Raw genomic sequence first — 17,392 nt, forward strand, 5'->3', positions numbered from 1 at the left:
ACTCCCTCCACCCCGCCCAACCTCAGGCGAGGATTCCAGGACGACAGGGTCTCCTGTTCCATGCAAGAGCCTGAACCGCGCTCGCGCCCTCTTCACGCCGGACACCGCCAGGGCAGTCGACAGGCTGTCTCCCTGACTCATCCCAGGGCCGCATACACACCCCGGTTCTGATGTCGTCTTAAGCATTTCGACGCTTCCACAAGGGTTCGGTTTCACTCGCCTTCGCGGCCCACACCTGACGCGCTCTCCGGCTCGTCTTTTCCGCGACGCTCACCACCCCGGCACTTAACCGACGCAGCTCGCGGTGGTTTGCAGCCCCCGCCTGCACGGCTGGCTGCGGAGGACCTACCTCCATCTCTTGCACAGCACCACTTTCAGACCGCCACTACGTGGCACTCCTCAAGTGTTCAGGACACACGTACGCCGAAGCTTTTACCAGGAACGCGTTGTCCTTCTCCAACTCCGCGACCTGCCTGCGCAACCGCAGCAACTCGGCCCGCTCCGCCGCCTCCAGCGGATTCTCTCCCTGGACCTCGGACGCGGCGATCCGGCGCCGCTCGTCTTTGACCCAGACACTCAACATCCCCGCGTCGATCCCCAACTCGCGGGCAACCTCGCTGATCGTGCGACCGGAATCGATCACACGATGCGCAGCCTCGACCTTGTACTCAGCCGTGTACGACCGGCGCTTACGAGGAGGCATGCGGACATCCTTTCAGCAGAACCCTCGGTCCTGCTAACTCGGTGTCCACTGCCTGGGGTGAACCTCAAACGCGGCGGTCAGCGCCGAAGATCAAGCGCCCTCTAGCTCGCGATGGACATGCCACCGCTGCGTCACCAATCGTNGCGGACATCCTTTCAGCAGAACCCTCGGTCCTGCTAACTCGGTGTCCACTGCCTGGGGTGAACCTCAAACGCGGCGGTCAGCGCCGAAGATCAAGCGCCCTCTAGCTCGCGATGGACATGCCACCGCTGCGTCACCAATCGTCGCACCGTTGCGGACCCTGCAGTGACCATTGACAAGACGAAGCGGCTTGGGGACGCCACAGGCCGTGTCACCGAAAGCTCTGTTCTGTCAACCGGTTGCGGACTTGGAGCTGGCCGCACGTGTGTCTTGTCAGACTCGGACGCCGTTGGCGTTCAGCCAACCAAGCGGGTCGATCTTCCGGGATCCTCCCCGCCACACCTCGAAGTGCAGATGCGGACCGGTTGAATGGCCGCGATTGCCCATCGTCGCGATCTGCTCGCCTGCCTTCACTGCACGCCCGGCCGGGGCCAGGATTCGGTCGACGTGTCCGTAGACGGTGATCGTGCCGTCTGTGTGCCTGACCCGCACCCATAGGCCGAACCCGCTGGCCGGGCCTGCTTCCGCGACTACACCGTCGGCGGCGGATCTGATCGGCGTGCCGATCGCGTTCGCGATGTCGATCCCGAGGTGGGTTGTGCCCCACCTGGCGCCGAAACCTGAGGTGAACACGCCGTCGGCGGGACGCACGTACTTCGGCCTTCTGGCCTCCTCGGCCGCGGCGGCGGCCTGACGCGCCTGCTCGGCGGCCTGACGCTCCGCTTCGGCCTGTGCCACGCGCCTGCTCTCGAGAATCAAGGCCTCGTAGTGCGCAGTCGCAACCCGTACATAGGTTTTGGTCTGTGCTACCTGCTCACGTATGAGTCTGGCCGTCGCTTTGCCGACGTCGACCTGAGGCCGGTAGTCACTTGCATGGGCCGCTTGCGCCGATGTCAGCACCACTGCGACAGTGGCGGCTGCGGTCACCCATCTCTTCACAACGCTGCCGATCAACCGAAGATCCTTTCATTAGGAATACTTCGGTTACACGAAAACGATCAACGCCACGGATGCAATACGGACACATACCGCCCTATCTACCTCAGAGCCGTGCACTATTGGACCGTTCTTGCCCCGCCATGATTGGAAATCGGCACAGCAGCAGGTGAACGGCAGAGCAGAATACCGGCGGTAGGCTCGCAGCACCCGAAGTTCCTGGCGTACATCACGGCGCGCGAAGCACACCAGGGCTCCTCAACCGATATCCAGGCGACTGCACACCTCTGCCGATTCGATCTCCACACCGAGCCTTTCATATTGCAGTGGCCTCGTAGTTCTGTAGGACTGGATGGCTTGGGCCAGTCGGCCGACGCGGCGGCGGGCAGCAGCAGAGTTTGCGCAGGACGAGCCAGGTCTTGAGCTGCGAGTTCGCCGGGGCCGCGCGAGCGGGCGTGGGCGCGGTGGGCGTGCTTCTACGACTCGGGCTTGTTGCGGCCCTTGCGCGGGGTGATCACGTGTCGTCCGGTCGGGTCGTAACCGTGATAGCCCTTGTCTCCCAAGGCGATCAGCCCGGCCTGGCGCAGAGTGGCGAGGATGTTCCAGATTCGGGCCGCGGCGGCGTCGTGGATGCTGCCAGGCAGGTCGCCGGACACCCACAGGATCGTGCCGTCCGGAGACTCGATCACCTGCAGATTCACCCCCGCATCCTGAGTTTGCCAGAGCAGAACGAGCGGTCGGCGGCGATCCGGTCGGTCGGCATGAGCGTGCCGTCGATCCCCACGTAGGCGAAACCCTGGCATTTCGCCTTCCACAACGCGCTTCGCAGCTTCGGGAACCGCTGGGCCAGCAGTTTGACAATCTCGTTCACCTAGCGCCAGCACGTCGTGGCCGAGACCGCGAACCCAGCGCCCACCTCGCCGAAGATCGCACCTTTGCGCAGGTACACCAGCACCAGCAGCGCTTGTTGTCTTGGGTTGAGCTTGCGCCACACCGATCCGAGCTGCTTGCGGTGGGCGCGAACCAGGCCAGGCACGAAGGTCAGGGTCTGATATGACAACGGCAGCGGCACGATAGAACAGCACGTGAAGCCCCTGGGCATCTACAGAACGATCTCGATACAAAGCTCTGTTACCAGGGGCTTCGTCACATCCAGGTGCCGACGTGCCAGTGCCCATCAGCCTGTTACCCGCAAGAAGCCTTGCCGGCCAACGCATCGAGCCCAGGATGAAGAAGGATCACTGCGCTCGCGGCCGCGACTCCGCCAACACACATAGATGCCCAAAGAGTGCGGCGACAAGATCTAGAATCCGGAGAACCCAATCAAGGTCAGAGTTTGAAAATCGTGGACACCCCTTGAAGATGACCAGATCAGGATTCACTAACGAATCGAATGCGCTGTTCAGAAATCCCTCTCGACTAGATCCGTCGGCCTGATCAACTGGCGGTGAGCTCCTGTTCGTGGGGCTGGTGCAGCATTCCTGTCAGCTCGTCGACGAGTGCTGTGAGGCTTTCCGGGGACCAGGTCAACCCGCCGTGTGCCGCGTTGACCTCGTGGTGGCGCGCGGCGGGGTCGAGGCAGCTGCGCCAGTCGACGATTCTGTCGCTGCGGGAGTAGATGCTGGTGAACGGGACCTGGCCGGGGAAGCGTCCTGTGAGGTCGGTGCGGAGGCGTTCACAGCAGGAACCCCATGCGCAGGAGGTGCGCATCAGGCCTGGCACGCCGAGTGAGCCGGCCATCGCGATCACGGACAGCTGTGCGAACAGCCATGGGTTGACGCTGAGCTGCCGGGTCAGCGGACTGCCCAGGGTGATCAGTCCCCGTGTCAGATCGGGTCGGCGGGTGGCGAGTACCCGTGCGATCTGTCCGCCTCGGCTGTGCCCGATGATGATCGCGGGCTGCCCGGTGGTGTTCACCAGGCGCTCGAGCGCGTCTTCGCTGCGCGCCACGATCGCTTCACCGCAGTCAAGTCCAAGGCGGGTAGGAGCGAGCTGGCAGCGGAAGTTCAACCTGAGCATCAGGTCGTGCAGAGGTGCCAGTAGTTGCGCGGTGCTGCACAGCCCGCCGATCAGCAGAAGCGACTGCTGGCGCGCGTCGAGGGGTGGCGCGGTCCACAGTGGATGGGTCTTGATCTCCGTGCGTTGCGCCAGTGCTTTGGCTTCATGCCAGACCGGGATGTGCAGCCAGTCCGCCACGCGGTGAAGCAGAGACTGCGGGACTACGGCCGTGAGTTGATCCACCGCAGACTCCTCCCTTACCGGGCGACGGCGTGCTGTTCGTGGTTTCCTGTGCACAGATACACGTGTGGTGCACCGGTCAGGTTCAGCTGCGACGGCGTAGTGACCCTTCGCGTTGTCGAACTGTGCACGCAGGGGCGGAATTGTGAGGGTGTCAACCGTCAGCGCGATCGGTGTCGCCACCGGCTCAGCGCTGCTGACCTATGAGATGGCGCCAGTCGTTCCACCGTGTGAGGGATACGTGTCGTCGGCACGGCACACCGCGTATCGGCGGCATGGCGATCGTGCGCCGGATGGAGCAGACTGCGCCAGTTGAGACGTGGTGGCGGAGCGAGGTGGTCGTGTGGCGAGATCTACGATCAAGACACCGGTGATCCAGGTACCAGTGCGAGAGCGTTCCGCCGCGAAGGTCGAGGCGTCGCGGTTGCGGGGTTCTGTCATGGTGGGGGTCGACGGCTCGTCCGCTGGCTACCGCGCCTTCGAGTGGGCGGCGCGTCACGCCGTGGCGATGTGCACGGACCTGCAGGTTTTCGACGTGGCCGCACAGGCGGGCCTGCTGGCGGGCGACGAGACTCTGCGCCGGGTGCTGCGGCGTCTGCCGACGCTCATCGCGCACTTCCGACCAGGCGGCGCTGACCCGGTTCGGGCCGTGACCTCCGCGGCAGCGGAGCAGGACATCCTCGTGCTCGCGGGCAACGGGCACACCCGCGCCTCGACCGGTCCCGGGAGACTGATATTGCCTGCCATTACGAGGCCGTGCTGTGCAACGGTGCTGGTTCAGGGCCGTCCGGAGGCCATCCGCGGCGAATACGGATGGATCACGGCGGTGGTCGGGCGGGGCAACGATGTGGCCGTTCTGGACAGCGCGATCACACTCTGCCGAGTCCGAGGCGCACAGCCGCGTGTGCTGCATCTGCGCCCTCTGCTACCGGGACACGGGAACCTAGTCGACGACGGCGTGGTGAGCAGCGCCGCCGCGTACCTGCGCGACACCGCACCCGATCTCAGTGCCGACTTCACCCTCGACCGCCGTCAGCCTCACGAATCACTCGCGGCGCTACACAGCGACCTCGTGGTGCTCGAACGCGGACACCAGCGCGACGCCCTGATCACCAGAACAGCTCTCTATCACGCTTCCTGCCCAGTTCTCATAGTTGAGCACTGAGCTTAGACGAGCGGGCCGATCTGATCGGCCCGCTCGTCTGCAACAGCAGACGGGGGGTCGTGTCCGCGCTCCGTGCCGGCGGTGGCGGCAGAGAGCGCGTGTTGAGGTGAGTTTGCATGGCGGTTTCCGGACTGAAAGCAGGTGCGGGGGAACCTGCTGTGGCCAGCGCGTGAAAACTGATCCGCGGACCGGATCAGCGGGTTCCTGCTGCCCCAGCGGGCCATCGTGGTCATGCCGACTCGCTCACCATCGCCCGACGATGCGGAATCGTCAGGCCAGGCCGAACTTCTCGGCGTGCACCTGACCGTTCGGCACGTTGAGCCGGCGCAGTCCGCTCAGCACAGCTGCGGTCATCGCGGGCGGGCCGCAGACGTACACGTCGCGGGCCACGACGTCGGGCACCAACTGCTGCAGGGCACCCGGTTCGAACGGCCGGGCTCCCTGTCCGGTGTGGCCGGTGAGCAGGTGCAGGCGGCCGCGGCGGGCCGCGACGAGTTGGCGCAGTTCGTTGAGCAGCACGGCTTCGCGCTCGTCGCGCACGCGGTAGAGCACGACGAAGTCGCCGGGGACGTGCTCCTGCAGCAGAGCCCGGATGGGCGTGATCCCGACGCCGCCCGCGATCAGCAGCACGCCCGGCCGGCTGCGGTGCAGTGAGGTGAACGCCCCGTACGGGCCTTCCACGAACACCCGCGTCCCGACCTTCAGGTTGCGCAGACCGGCGCTGCCCTTGCCGACGGCCTTGGCGGTCAGCCGCAGTGAGCGTCCATCGGGCTCGGCGGACAGCGAGAACGGGTTCGCGAGCCACCAGTGGCGATGGCCGGGGAACCGCCAGATGCAGAACTGGCCGGACTTGGCGGCCAGCCGGTCGAGGCCTTGTCCGGTCACGTACACCGACACCGTGTTCGGTGACTCCGGCACCACGGCCGCGACCCGGAACTGGTGGCGGGAGTTGAGGATCAGCGGTGTCACGATCCGTCCGGCGATCAGCGAGCCGAAGGCGAACAGCCACAGCGCCCACCAGTAGACCATCGCGAACACCGAGGACTTGAACGTCGTCGTCTCCAGCAACTGGTGCACGAACGCGAGCCCCAGCGCCACGTACAGCAGCAGGTGCAGGCCGTGCCAGGTCTCGTACTGCAATCGCCGTCGGATGGCCCGCGTCGAGACGATCCCGATCACCGCGATGATGGTGGCGGCGAGCATCCCCAGCAGTGAAGCGGGAACGCCGGCGAGAGCGAGGAATGTCTTCGCCATCGGCGCGTTGTCGAGGGTGGCGTATCCGAGCACGACGATCGTGGCGTGCGTGAGGACCGTCCACAGCAGCGTGAAGCCGACCCATCGGTGCCACACCGTCAGGCGATCCATGCCGATGCGCCGGTCCAGCCACGGCAGCCGGGCCACCAGCAGCAACTGGAACATCATGATCAACGCGGCGTGCAGGCCGAAGAACTTGGCGACGGTGAGGACCTCGTTCTTGCCCGCGCCCGCGGTCAGGAACAGGTACTCGATGATCGCCACGTTCATGACGACGAACGCCCACAGCGCCACCCGCGCCTGCACGACCGGAGCCAAGCCTTTGCGGCGGATGTGCGAGTTCGCCACCTGAGATCCTCTCACGTAGCAGGAATCACGCGGCCGGTGTTCGTGGCTGGCACTGGGAGATGCCTCGACGGCCATGTGAAGTCGAGACAGTATGCATCGGCCGGCCGCGCGGCGCTGCGGTCAGATCTCGTGCTGTCGCCTTCGACCCCGATTATCGGCGCGACCGAACACGAGCTTCGCTGATGGCTGTGTGAAGCAGCGCGCCGGTTGCACCAGAAGCTGGCGGCATCCGATGCCACGACCGGACTGTTATCGGGTCTGGTCGAGCAGCGCGCGCAGAGCGGTGATTTCGACCGCATTGGTCATCATGATCGCCAACTCGTCACGGCCGGTGCCGGGTCTGGCCCACCGGGTGAGCAATGACAGCGCGCGGACTCGCACGTCGGGGTGGCGGCGCAGGTCTGCCAGCCGATCACACTGTTCCACGCTGCGATGGGAGGGCCATACGACGCGCTCGGTCACCCTGCCACTTGATCGTCCGGGGTGTCCGTGAAGACCGTCAGCAGGTGCTGCGCGGCCCGAAGTTCGGTGATCGCGATGTCGATCCCGTCGTCTACGCCCAAGTGCGTGAACGCCGCCTGCAGGTGTGCCATGACCCGCATGAATGATCCATCCGGAGCCGTTGTGGGAGCCGTGCGCAGCATCGCCAGATCAGCCTGGATCGGGGTCGTCGCAGCGAGATACGCCAGTAGTGTCTCGGTGACCCGTTCCTCGACAGCATCACCATCGCCGGGATTCTGACCGGGCCCGCCGCGAGAGCTGTCGCTCGTAGCGGCAACAAGACGGGTGAGTGCGTCGTCCACGGCGGTGGCAAGCACAAGAAGAACGTGATAGTCACGCTCCGCCGCATCTGCTGTCACAGTCCGCGATGCTAGTTCACACCGGGCGAAATTCCGCACAGCAGAGGACGCGCCACCCCGGCGTTCGGATGTGCCGTACACGAGTGGAGTACACGCGTGTGTGCGCGGCCTTACCAGCTACGTGCACGCTGACGCCGTTGCGGTGACAACGACGACCTCGCCGAGCGGCCGGCGGTCTACCCTGCCAGGCCATGGTCACCGTCCTCGTACTCGAGCGGTGTGCCGCTGACACAAAAACGGTCACGATAGACGTCAGCCGCGGCCGCTGGAGCGATCCTGCTTCCGGGGCAGGATCAGGCAGTCGGGGCCGGGTACGTAGAGGGTTTCGTGGCCATCGTCGAACCGCACCCGGTAGGGCGGCCGACCCTCGCCGCCATGGACTGCGAGGATCCGCCCGCCGCGGGCGGGCATGCCCTGACGGGAACTGTGAATCCACAGCCGGTCACCAGCATCGGCACGCATCTGCACAACCTCCATGAACAACCGATGTCACGGGCGGCCCCGGTCTGCTGGTTCGGTGTGCTGCCGCCCGTAGCAAGCGGCAGCACACCGAACACCCCTTGCCCCCGACGCACTGGTGAGTTTCACCCTGTCACCAGCCACGTCTCTTCCAGACCGCAGATATCGACCAGGCAGATACCGAACTTGACCAGGTTCACCCGTCAGCACACGCACGGTGACGCCCGCAGGCAGGCGTGCGGCAAGGTCGGCGGTGCGTGTTCAGTGGCTGTGGGGCGGCAGCATCGCCGTCTGCGCGTCCGGTCCGGTGGGAGCGTAGGCCGCCAGGCGCAGCAGTACCTCGCTACGCCGGTAATCGCCCGACAGGACAGCAGGCACGTGACCATCGACGACCACGTTGTGCACGAACGCGGCGACCACGCGCGGCGCCGGCACGATGTCCTCGCTGTAGGACGCCAGCACCAGGAAATCGTCGTCGATCTCCACACCTACCGACCAGCCGGACTTCTCGTCCCACACCAGCGCGAGCCTGTGATCGTCGTTGCCGGGCATGCGCTGGGGCAGCGGCAGATACGCGGTGGCTTCAGAGCTCCACCCGTACCGGCTTCCGTTCAGGTCGGCGCCGAGCGCGGCCGCGACCAGTTGCACATAGCGGTGCAAGCCGCACTGCGCCGGATCACGGCCTGACGCCGTCACGGCATTCTCGCCGGTTCCATCCACTCTCGACACCACACTCACCCGTCAATGCGAAACGCCTTCCGGCAGAGCTTGACTGGTCGACACCGGCTGTCCTGAGTTGATCACCGGATAGTGGTGTGTCGCTCGCCGTGCAGCCACGGGTACCTCGCTGACGCCAGGCTGAGCGGCCGGTTGTGCGCGTCGCTGACGAACTTCACGATCACGACCCGATCGGGAAGCGATACACACTGTGCGCCACGGATGCAGACTCAGTTGCCCGCAAGCGAACTCGCTACACCGGGGCCAGGTTTCGTGCCAGGACGCAGGATCGACACGACGCCCGCGACAACTCCTGGCGCACATGACGTGCGTGATTGCATCACTACCCACGCAGAGTTGCCGACATGGAAACGTCCGCGGACGTGACTCGCGAATCGCATCCGCTCAAGTCGTACCCGCGGCCAGGATACGAATCGCGAAGGTACGGAGTTGGCCCCGGTTTCCGGACAGGGGTGAGCGAATGCGCCTGGACGGTGCCACGACTGGCGCCGCCCAGGTGCATTCGTGGATGTTCGCGGGAGAGACCCTCGGTGGTGAGTGTTCCGCCTAGACCACCCACCACCGAGGCGCCGCTACCGTGTCCTGGCGGGCACACGCGCGCAGCGGCATGCGAACCAGTGCCGTGCCGGCTCGGCGGACCCACCGCGACGGGCGGGACGAGCATCGAACCGGCGACAACACCAGTCTCATCTCACCAGTTTTAGGCAGCGGATTGCAGGGGCACAACGGGCAGAATAAGTGGCCCGTTCGCTCCCGGCGGGTTACCGGCAACCAGGTCAACGCCCCTGCCGACACCCGCGTCGGCGCGGTTCAGTCGGGCGACGGGCGGGATCTCCTTACACTCCAGCGTATGCACGGGTGCCTGGCAGATCCGCATGAGAGACTGATTCGTGACAATCGCGTCCCGTTCTGCCAGGCACCCGATACCAGCGTCCGTCGCGGGCAGCTGTTTGTCCACAGAAGACACACCATCGGCGCAGTGTCACAGATCCCCTGCTCGCCACGACACCCGTTCAGCCTAACGGAGGCATTGACCCGCCGAGCCGCCGCAATCACCATGAATGTCCACACAGGAACACCCCCTGGGCAGGTCAGGATGACACGCAACCGCAACCGCACCCCCGTCACAGTCGCAGTCAGTCCACCAGCGGACAACCTCGCGGGCGTCACCGGCACCCTGCACAAAGACCCGCCGCCGATCTACCGCGAACTCGCCCGGCTACTCGGCGACCCCACGGCCGCCGCCGATGATGACCGCGTGGGCAACACCGCAACGGCAGGTCCGTGAGATGCATACCCCGGTCCAGCGACCTCTCGCCGGCGTGGACACCTGCCCGGTGTGCAGACCACATGGCTGACCTGATCGACACCAGGCCATGACCTCACTCTCATGAGCCTGTGCCGACCCGATTGCACACCACATAGCTGACTCGATCTCATCCGCTCCGCGCACGACCTATCGATACACAGGCGGTGCCAGTCGCTGACACCACCATCGCGTCCCGCGCCGAATGGACATGCCTCGTCCCGCCCATCGAACTCGTGGTCCCAAAGCCGCCTGCCTGCCACCCCGACCCCGCACAACCGAACTCCCGCGTACCTCGCCACCGTCGAACAACTCCTGATCATCGCGATCACCCACCTCCTGCCATCGCCCTCGCGCTGTCGCCGGGTGCTGCGCTGTGCAACCGCTACCGAGTGCACTACTCCTGGAATAGCGACCTTCGCACCACGCCCGTCCACGACGGTCTGCTCTGCCGCCACAGGAACCAGTACCTCGACGACGGGCACCGACCAACCGACGTGACCACGTGAACAGGCTTACGGCTAGATGACACCACTTCAGCGCGCACGCAGCCCGCAACCAGCCGCGGAAAGGCAAATCCAGGGACTGTCAAACACGAGCGGCTCTGGCTCGTAGTCGGTGGTGACGTGGAGTGGCAGTCAGGGCAGAAGGATGCGGTGGCGGAGAAGGTCGAATCCGGCGCGTCCGTGCATCTGTCTCATGATCCTCTTGGTGCGGGTGTTGACGCCTTCGGTGCGGCCGTTGTGGTACGGCAAGGTGACGGCACCGTCCACGGCGGACCAGTCGATCTCGAGACCGTTGGTGAGACTGCGTAGATGTGGCAGATTGACGGCGCGAGCCTGCGCGATCCACTCGGTGAGCTTCACGTCGTTACCCGCGGCCGGCGTGAGCAGTGCGGCGAAGCCGCATACCAGACTGGCGAGTGCGGTCATCTCCGGGCAGGCCGCGGCGATCTTCTCCAGCAGGGTCGTGTCCTTCGGGCGCAGGTTCGCAGGCGGGTTGACGGTGGCCCAGCATCCGGCGTGCGCGCGGACCTCGAGCAGAACCTTGTTGCAGAGATTGCGCCACAGGTGCCATCGGTCACTGACCTGCACCGCGTCGGGCAGGGCTCGGCGGACGGCTTCGGCGTAGGTGGCCGAGCCGTCCCGGCACACGACCTCGACACCAGGGTGCTCGCGCAGCCACGACTCCAGGGTGGCCGCGTCGCGACCGGGCAGGACCGCGACACGTCGGCCGGTCTCGGCATCGATGATGATCGTGGCGTAGCGCTGGCGGCGACGCAAAGCGAAGTCGTCCACGCCTATCACCCGCGGAATCTCCAGTCGGGGCAGCGGCAGGCGCCGCAGACGGCGCAATGCGGTGCTGCGGGACACCGGCACAGCGAGCAGGCCGGCCAGGCGTGCCGTCGCCCGACCACGTAACTCTTGCGCCACATGGGATATCTGCCGGACCAGCCGCGCCGTGCGGCGCTGATGGCGGTCCAGCAGACCGGGAATCTGCTCCCGGAAAGTCTGTCGTCGACAACCCAGAGCCGGACAGACCAGCCGCCGTACGCGTAGGCGGACGACGACCTGGCGGCCATCGATCGGCACATCCTTCACCGTCCGCTGGTGATACCCGTGCACCTTCGCCGTCACGGTCCCGCAGTCTGGGCAGGGTATGGCCACATCCCGAGTGCGAGCCGTGACCACCACCATGCCGCTGCCCTCCGTCACGTCCTCGATAACCAACGCTGACAGTCCGGAGAACACCGTCCCCACAAGGGAATCGACAGCCATCACAAGATCATGATCGCGAACGGTTACTCGACGTCACCACCGACTACAAGCCAGAGCCGTTCGTTTGACAGACCCCGGAGCTGGTTGACAGCGCCGAACGAGCGCTGCAGTTTGAGGCCGAGGAGCACTGACGTCGCATGCCGCTCAACTACTGTGTGAGCGCGGCATCGAACGGGGGGCGCTCGCGTTCGGTGAGCCACGGGAAGAGCTGGCGTTTGGTCGAGGATGACGACTTCGGAGGCAACTCGATCCTCCGCCAGCGAGCCCTTCACACTGATCGTGCTGGAGCGGAACTGGAGCAGTGCCGGTAGTTGAACGTCATCCAACGGTACTCAACGGCGCTGAACGGCGGCTAGTTGCGTTGGAGTTGTTGGGGTTCTAGTGTTTGTGCTGGTAGGAGTCCTTTGTGGACCAAACTGGCAGTGTGAGGGTCAGGGGTTCGAGTCCCCTCAGCTCCACTTGAATGAACGGCATGCAAATCGCCCGCTGACCTGCATAAACAGGCTCGGCGGGCGATCTTGTTTTGCCGTCCACTTTGGACAGTGACGCACCGAACTGGAGCAGGGGTCCGAGATCCGCGAAATAGGGTCACGGTTTTGCTCCAGGATCGGGATCCCGTCTGGGTGAATCTGATCGAGGACTTCTGCTGCGCCGCTGCGGTGATCGGGGCGACCTGCGCCCGCACCGGATAGGCAGGAGCAGCTCAGGGCCCCTGTCACCGCGTCAGGCCGCTGGCGGGTGTCCGGCTGGGGTGGCAGCGCGCTGCCCGGTCGGCGCAATATTCGCTCGCAGTTCGCTATGGGCAGCTCGTCGAACTGCCCCAGAGAGGCGAGTAGTCGAGGCCCCCTGCTGTACAGCGAGGCGGGGCGCTTCCTCTTGATGTCGACCAGAGCGTCGACTTGATCGAAATCTCGGCCCCCGGCGACGACCGCAACCGCCGGGTGCTCGCCACCCTCACGTACCTGCGGGACGGAGCCCAGCTGAACCGCCCGTGACCGGTGACCTCCCATTCTCCCGCGGAACGGACGTCCTCTCCTGCCCGGAAGGAGGCCGCACGGCGATCAGTGCGCCGGTACTGCAAGAATCGGGCGTCATGTGGGGAGAACAAACTCCGCGGTGGATCGATTCCACCCGGTTTCCGGAAGCCGTTATAGCGGCGATCGAGGCCCTTCCTCCGGGTGAGGATCTCTTCATCGTCAAGGACGGTGTGCCGATCGCGAAGATTTCCGAGGCGAGCGGAACATTCCGCGTCGAAACTCCGAATTCCGACGAAAACCCGGCGGAGACCTACGACGACGTGACCGTCGTGGCCACCGCCATGACACTGTCGTCGTCCGCGAGGTCGACGCTGTCGGCGCAGCTCGGCTCCAACTACATCGTGCTGGACATGCACTCGGCCCCCGCGAGCGCCGAAGTGCTGCTGATCCCGCCGCTCAGCCCGCAGCTGATCGGAGGCCTCCGGCAGATGTTCCCGAAGGCGCGGGTGGTCATCGCGGAGGTCGAGGACAGGGAGCTCGGGGTCGTCTACGAGGGTCCGGTCCGCCGCCTCCTGGACGCCGGTGCCGACGTCTACTTCCCGCCCAACACGATCCCCGGCCTGGCAAAGCAGCTGGACCGCACGATCGTCCAGTTCAACCAGATCGCCGCCGCCGAGACTTCGGCACCGCTGGTCATCGAATCAGCGCAGGACCGCGAGTCCACCGAAAGCGAATAACAAGGCAACGGTCCTGACAAGTATCAGTACCCGACCGGCGGGCCCGCGTGCCCCGCTCGGTACGAGCCATGTCCAAATGGTCGATTGTCCTGACGATTCCACGTTTCTGATCTCACCGATTCCGATTTGGTACTTCCGCGCCGGAAACGGCGTCACGACAACCCGGATCGACGATGGCGACGGACAGTGGTTTCCGGAGGCGTGAGCGATGAGTAGCTGCGCGCCGTGCTCGAGTCCGTCGCCTCAGACCTGTGGCTGCTCGACGCGATGACCCGGCAGAACCCCGTCGTCGTCAACCGATGGCTGCTCCGCACCACCCGCATCTCAGGCGTCAAGCAGGACCAGCAGGCCCGTCCTGCACGGCGCGAAACAGCTCGGCCTCGGCCAGCCACGACTTGCAGGCCATCAAGCGCCCTCCACAGCACAGCCGCAGTCAGTCGTGCACCAGTCGCCCCAACCTAATCCGGCTCCGCCCACTAGTAGGCCGTCGCCTCTAACGTTTGGGGGTAGAGGTGGCGGAGTCGGGTGCGGGCGTCGTCGGTGGTGAAGTGCCGGTCGACCTGGCGCTGGCCGGCGTTGGTGGCGGCTTGCCAGGTGGCGAGTTCGGTGTTGAGCGCGTCGAGGTCGGCGATGCGGCGATCTAGACACTGGCGGGACAGTTCGATCTCGGCGATGTTGAGCCAGGACCCGTGCTTGGGGGTGTGGTGGATCTCCAGGCGCTGGGCTAGGGCGAACGCCTTGGCTGGGTCGAAGGCCTCGTAGAGGGAGGCGACGCTGTGGGTGTTGAGGTTGTCCGTCACCAGGACGACCTTCTCGGCGTCGGGGTAGTCGACGGTCAGGAGTCGCTCGACCTGCCCGACCCAGTCGATCTTGGTCCGCTGAGGTTGTGCGTCGACCCGCCGCCACCCGCCCAGGGGCTCGACCCAGCAGAAGATCGAGCAGGTGCCGTGGCGGACGTACTCGCTGTCCTGCTGGAGATCCTGCCCCGGCGCGGCGGGGATCGGGTCGCGGGTGTGCGCCATCAGCTGGTAGGGCTTCTCGTCCATGCACACCACCGGCCTGGCCGGGTCGTGGCCGCGGGCGTAGACCGCGAGCACGTCCTCCATCGCCGCGGCGAAGGCCGAGTTTCCCTGGCGGGGCACGATGTGGTTGCGCAGATTGCCGTAGTAGTTGCCGTGTGTATGTAGGTCGACGTCGAGTGTGGGGAGCCAGCGCGTTGCCCAGTCTTCGACGCTGACTCGGCCGGGTGTCAGGTCGATCCAGACTTGGCGTCGCTGGTCGGTTTCGACGTCGGTGGCGTAGTCGTCGGCCGTCTTCTGGTTGGTGAAGCCGGAGATGGATGCGATGTGTCCGTCACTGGTGGGGGTAGCGGACCCGCCAGGCATGCTTGCTGGTCTGTTCTGTCCAGGCCATGTCGATCTCCACGTCGGATCGGGTGGTTGACATGTCTGGTGTGCGCTTTGGTGAGTTGAGACGCAACTTGATCTGTACCTGTGCAGCATCCTGGTTCATTTGCCGCTTGATGGCGTTGAACTCCGCCGGGCCGGCGTCTGCAGCACGGTGTCGATGATCTGTGCGACGAGATGCTCCTCGTCGCGAAACCTCACCACCGTCATCGCCTGCGGGACGCTGGGGCCCCAGCATCAGGATCGTCGATCACCGTGCCGATGGTGAGCGGAGGATCGACGGTGCGTGCGGTCGCTCCCGCGGCTGAAGCAGTGCGAACAGCTCCGTGAGATGCGCGAACTGCTGGGAGATCATCAGCCGGGCAGGACCCATGACCTTAGCTGCGAGGAAGCCAGGACGACCTCGTCGCGCCGTCCCTGCGATGGCCAGGCCTATGACCCGCTCCGAGTCGCCTTTGCGGTAGACGTCTGCGGTGTCGATCAGGTTGACGCCGCTGTGACCGGCCACGGCCTGAGGGGGACAAACAGACCCCCCTCAGATATCCACCAGGATCGTTAGCCTGGAATACATGAACGAACGTCCTGCTGACGGCTTGGGGGCATTCCTGTGCAGCCGCCGCGCGCGCATCACGCCGCAGGATGCAGGGCTGCCACCGTCGGTGGGTATCCGTCGAGTACCAGGACTGCGACGCGAAGAAGTAGCCCTGCTCGCCGGTGTCAGTGCCGAGTACTACGAGCGGCTGGAACGGGGCCGTAGGAAGACCGCGTCAGCGTCGGTGCTCGACGCCATCGCCCGGGTACTGCCGCTCAACGCTGCTGAACGGGAACATCTCCACGTCCTCGCCGGCTCTCACAGCTCCCCGCGGGCGCACTCGGTTCCGGTGCGCCTGCGCCCTGGGCTGCGCCGTGCTCTGGACACGGTCACCGACGTCCCGGCGCTGGTCCTAGGACCACACTACGACCTCATCGCCATCAACGACCTCGGGGCAGCGTTCTACGTCGGACTCGATCTCCTGCCCGCGGGGCGACGGAACATCGTCCGCTACCTGTTCACCGTCGATGCAGCCCGCGAACTGTACGACGACTGGGCGGCGACCGCGCGCACGGTGGTCGCCGAACTGCGACGGTACGCCGGCACCCACCCGCACGATCCAAAACTCGCCGACCTCATCGGCGACCTGGCCGTGCGTGATCACGACTTCCGCCGCTGGTGGGCCGAGCACGACGTGTATCGGCGCGACTACGGAAGCAAGCGCTACCACCACCCCCTCGTCGGTGAGCTGGAACTCGGATACGAGGCCATGACGCCGGTGGGCGATCCTGATCTCATCTTCGGGACGCACACCGTCGAACCACATTCGCCTTCCGAGCAGGCTCTGGCGCTGCTCTCGAGCTGGTGTGCCCCGCGACCGGTCGGTCGTGGTCCGCACGACCAAGCACATGGGCAGGCTGCTGGACGACGACGGCCGATGCGTGGAAGTCGTACCGGTCAACCTGTTCGGCGAGTAGGCAGACTGTCTGCTCTAGTCGGCCTGCCTTCAGGCCATGACGACCTCCAGGGTGCGGCGGGACGGAGGTCCCAGTTGTGCGCCTTGAGCTTCTTGAGCGCAAGCTGACCCGAAGATCGGTATTGGGAGCCAAGCTTCGTAACGCCCGACTCGCGGCATGACAGGACGTCTGTCAGGTGTCGCACCGGTTGTGTTACGTGTTCCTGATCGGCACGGTGGCGTGGCGAACTTCGACAAGCGTGGCGTGACAAGGGGAATCCCACCAAGAGAACCCACGTGGAATAGACCTGACCCAGCCACCTGGGTCAGGTGCTCGCGTGAGCCGCCGCAGCCAGCCGCCGCGCCAGCAGGGCGTCCAGCGACCAGCGGCCAGGCCCGGCGACCAGCAGGAACAGCAGGCCTAGAAGCATCGCCCAGTCTGTGCGCGACTCGTGTGCCATGTCCCACAAACCATCCGCCTTTGGCTTGTCGGCCGAGCCACCCCACAGAATCGGGACCTTCGTCAACGCCAGTGCCAGCACCATGTTGACCAGCATCGGCAGCGCAGCCAGACGAGTGAGCAGGCCTGCCAGCAACAAAGCTCCGCAGACCGTCTCGGCCACGGCCGACAGCCCGCCGAAGAACTCCGGCGCCGGGATCCCGATCCTGGCGAACCGCCCGGCTGCCTGCTCGTCCGGATACAGGAACTTGCCGATGCCTTCGGACAGGAACACTGCCCCCACTGCAAGCCGCACCAGGATCGCCGCCGGAGGTCCGTCGGCCTTCAACAGCCCGACCGTCTGATTCATCGGGAGTCACCCCCTGAACGCGCCCGATCACGTTCCGTCGATGCCGGACG

At 65.5% G+C, this 17,392-nt stretch carries 16 protein-coding genes, 1 tRNA gene and 1 pseudogene; 5 read left to right on the forward strand and 13 right to left on the reverse strand.

From position 1 onward, the window contains the following. Positions 1-385 precede the first annotated feature (385 nt). From LFM09_RS44915 to LFM09_RS44930, 4 genes and pseudogenes are all read right to left on the reverse strand, one after another. Complete coding sequence (locus LFM09_RS44915) at positions 386-703, reverse strand: transposase (RefSeq protein WP_414102753.1); 318 nt, start codon at positions 701-703, stop codon at positions 386-388. A gap of 414 nt (positions 704-1,117) precedes the next feature. Beyond that, on the reverse strand, positions 1,118-1,771 hold the full coding sequence (locus LFM09_RS44920) for a M23 family metallopeptidase (RefSeq protein WP_414102754.1): 654 nt from the start codon (positions 1,769-1,771) through the stop codon (positions 1,118-1,120). A 325-nt stretch (positions 1,772-2,096) separates the two neighbouring features. Then, positions 2,097-2,865: pseudogene (locus LFM09_RS44925) on the reverse strand (transposase family protein). A gap of 352 nt (positions 2,866-3,217) precedes the next feature. Continuing rightward, positions 3,218-4,021, reverse strand: coding sequence for an alpha/beta fold hydrolase (locus LFM09_RS44930; protein WP_414102755.1), 804 nt, complete (start codon positions 4,019-4,021; stop codon positions 3,218-3,220). Positions 4,022-4,457: 436 nt separating this feature from the next. Here LFM09_RS44930 and LFM09_RS44935 point away from each other — a divergent pair, with 436 nt between their 5' ends. Then, a complete protein-coding gene (locus tag LFM09_RS44935; protein WP_414102756.1) occupies positions 4,458-5,183 on the forward strand; it encodes a hypothetical protein in 726 nt (241 codons plus the stop codon). A gap of 270 nt (positions 5,184-5,453) precedes the next feature. On the opposite strand, the gene LFM09_RS44940 is transcribed toward LFM09_RS44935, so the two are convergent. From LFM09_RS44940 to LFM09_RS44960, 5 genes are all read right to left on the reverse strand, one after another. Beyond that, positions 5,454-6,785 carry a ferric reductase-like transmembrane domain-containing protein gene (locus LFM09_RS44940; protein ID WP_414102757.1) on the reverse strand — a complete coding sequence of 444 codons (1,332 nt, stop codon included), beginning with the start codon at positions 6,783-6,785 and terminating at the stop codon, positions 5,454-5,456. Between the two features lie 249 nt (positions 6,786-7,034). Further along, complete coding sequence (locus LFM09_RS44945) at positions 7,035-7,247, reverse strand: hypothetical protein (RefSeq protein ID WP_414102758.1); 213 nt, start codon at positions 7,245-7,247, stop codon at positions 7,035-7,037. Continuing rightward, on the reverse strand, positions 7,244-7,645 hold the full coding sequence (locus tag LFM09_RS44950) for a hypothetical protein (RefSeq protein WP_414102759.1): 402 nt from the start codon (positions 7,643-7,645) through the stop codon (positions 7,244-7,246). The genes LFM09_RS44945 and LFM09_RS44950 overlap by 4 nt, the downstream gene beginning before the upstream one ends. 252 nt (positions 7,646-7,897) lie before the next feature. Next, a complete protein-coding gene (locus tag LFM09_RS44955; protein ID WP_414102760.1) occupies positions 7,898-8,122 on the reverse strand; it encodes a DUF1918 domain-containing protein in 225 nt (74 codons plus the stop codon). Positions 8,123-8,365: 243 nt separating this feature from the next. After that, complete coding sequence (locus tag LFM09_RS44960; protein WP_414102761.1) at positions 8,366-8,824, reverse strand: DUF6292 family protein; 459 nt, start codon at positions 8,822-8,824, stop codon at positions 8,366-8,368. Positions 8,825-9,938: 1,114 nt separating this feature from the next. On the opposite strand from LFM09_RS44960, the gene LFM09_RS44965 reads away from it, so the two are divergent. After that, positions 9,939-10,130, forward strand: a complete 192-nt coding sequence (locus LFM09_RS44965) for a hypothetical protein (protein ID WP_414102762.1) — start codon at positions 9,939-9,941, stop codon at positions 10,128-10,130. Between the two features lie 656 nt (positions 10,131-10,786). On the opposite strand, the gene LFM09_RS44970 is transcribed toward LFM09_RS44965, so the two are convergent. Beyond that, complete coding sequence (locus tag LFM09_RS44970; RefSeq protein WP_414102763.1) at positions 10,787-11,926, reverse strand: ISL3 family transposase; 1,140 nt, start codon at positions 11,924-11,926, stop codon at positions 10,787-10,789. A 363-nt stretch (positions 11,927-12,289) separates the two neighbouring features. On the opposite strand from LFM09_RS44970, the gene LFM09_RS44975 reads away from it, so the two are divergent. Then, positions 12,290-12,384: transfer RNA gene (locus LFM09_RS44975), tRNA-OTHER, on the forward strand. A 635-nt stretch (positions 12,385-13,019) separates the two neighbouring features. Next, positions 13,020-13,640 (forward strand): hypothetical protein, encoded by a 621-nt coding sequence (locus LFM09_RS44980; RefSeq protein WP_414102764.1) that lies wholly within the window; start codon positions 13,020-13,022, stop codon positions 13,638-13,640. A 476-nt stretch (positions 13,641-14,116) separates the two neighbouring features. Here LFM09_RS44980 and LFM09_RS44985 read toward each other — a convergent pair whose 3' ends face one another. Continuing rightward, a complete protein-coding gene (locus LFM09_RS44985; protein WP_414102765.1) occupies positions 14,117-15,025 on the reverse strand; it encodes an IS630 family transposase in 909 nt (302 codons plus the stop codon). A gap of 271 nt (positions 15,026-15,296) precedes the next feature. Next, positions 15,297-15,554, reverse strand: a complete 258-nt coding sequence (locus LFM09_RS44990) for an aldo/keto reductase (protein WP_414102766.1) — start codon at positions 15,552-15,554, stop codon at positions 15,297-15,299. Between the two features lie 61 nt (positions 15,555-15,615). Here LFM09_RS44990 and LFM09_RS44995 point away from each other — a divergent pair, with 61 nt between their 5' ends. Then, positions 15,616-16,662 carry a helix-turn-helix domain-containing protein gene (locus tag LFM09_RS44995; RefSeq protein ID WP_414102767.1) on the forward strand — a complete coding sequence of 349 codons (1,047 nt, stop codon included), beginning with the start codon at positions 15,616-15,618 and terminating at the stop codon, positions 16,660-16,662. A 197-nt stretch (positions 16,663-16,859) separates the two neighbouring features. Here the strand turns inward: LFM09_RS44995 and LFM09_RS45000 are convergent, their stop codons facing one another. Beyond that, positions 16,860-17,342: a DoxX family protein gene (locus LFM09_RS45000; protein WP_414102768.1), complete on the reverse strand. Its 483-nt coding sequence runs from the start codon at positions 17,340-17,342 to the stop codon at positions 16,860-16,862. Between the last annotated feature and the right edge of the window lie 50 nt (positions 17,343-17,392).

The sequence above is a fragment of the Lentzea alba genome (genome assembly GCF_047445655.1).
Lineage (GTDB): Bacteria > Actinomycetota > Actinomycetes > Mycobacteriales > Pseudonocardiaceae > Lentzea > Lentzea alba_A.